Source organism: Promicromonospora kroppenstedtii (genome assembly GCF_044389675.1).
Lineage (GTDB): Bacteria > Actinomycetota > Actinomycetes > Actinomycetales > Cellulomonadaceae > Promicromonospora > Promicromonospora kroppenstedtii.
On sequence record NZ_JBIRYI010000033.1, the window covers coordinates 1 to 1,084 of the forward strand.

The 1,084-nt window shown below is 67.6% G+C and carries 1 protein-coding gene; it reads right to left on the minus strand.

The features are described 5' to 3' along the window. Window positions 1–12: 12 nt before the first annotated feature. Window positions 13–987 carry an IS481 family transposase gene (locus tag ACH47X_RS26730; RefSeq protein ID WP_397408465.1) on the minus strand — a complete coding sequence of 325 codons (975 nt, stop codon included), beginning with the start codon at window positions 985–987 and terminating at the stop codon, window positions 13–15. Window positions 988–1,084 lie beyond the last annotated feature (97 nt).

Consider the following 1,084-nt stretch of genomic DNA (forward strand, 5'->3'; position numbering starts at 1 on the left):
TGTACTGAGCCGTCAGGTTGGTGACACTCGGGCTGCGGGTGGGCGTCCGTGGCTGGAGTGGATGCGTTCAGTGTTGTAGTGCTCGATCCAGGGTGCAAGAGCGTCTGTGCGGTCCTGGTTGCTGGTGAAAGGCTGCCGGTAAGCCCATTCGGTGGCCAGGGTGCGGTTGAACCGCTCGACTTTCCCGTTCTGCCAGGGGCAGTGCGGTCGGATGAACTTCTGCCGTGCGCCCAGTGCTGCGACGGCGGCCTGGAAGGCGGTAGAGCGCCGGTAGGTGAACGCGTTGTCGGAGATCACTCTTTCGATCCGGGTGATGCCGTGAGTGGCGAAGTAGGCGGCGGCACGGGTCAGGAATCCGGCCGCGGTCGCGCCTTTCTCGTCCGGGTGGATCTCGGCGTAGGCCAGGCGGGTGTGGTCGTCCACGGCGGCGTGGACGTAGTCGAACCCGATCGGTTTCTTGTCCGGGCGGGACTGGTGGTTGGCGTGGGTGCCGCCCTGGATGCGCCAGCCACCACCGTCGGGGATCCGGCCGAGCTTCTTGACGTCGACGTGGATCAGGTCACCGGGGTGGGAGTGCTCGTAGCGTCTGGTGGTGGCCCTGCTGGATCGGATCAGGGCACCGGTGATCGGGTCGAGCCAGGCCAGCGGCGGGACGTGGTGGCGGTGCAGGATCCGCGAGATGGTCCGGGCCGGGACCCCGGTTGGGGCGGCCAGTCGGGCGGGACCGAATCGCAGCCGGGCCCGGGCCTGAAGAACGGCCTGCTCGCGCTGGGGGCTGGTCTTGGTCGGCATCCGGTGGGGCCGACTGGACCGGTCGGCCAGTCCCGCTGGGCCGTGCTGGCGGTATCGCCGCACCCAGCGGTGGGCGCACTGGCGGGAGATCCCGAGCTCTTTGGCGACGTGAGCGACCGGACGGTGGTCTTCAAGGACGCGGGTGATCAGGATGTGGCGCCCGTGCAGAGTCAGGCGGGCGTTAGCGTGGGACACAGAGGCCTCCTGGCAGTGAAGAACTAGACAGCTCCACTAAGCCAGGAGGCCTCCTTGCGTTACAAGCCGAACGTCACCAACGTCATGGCCGAGTACA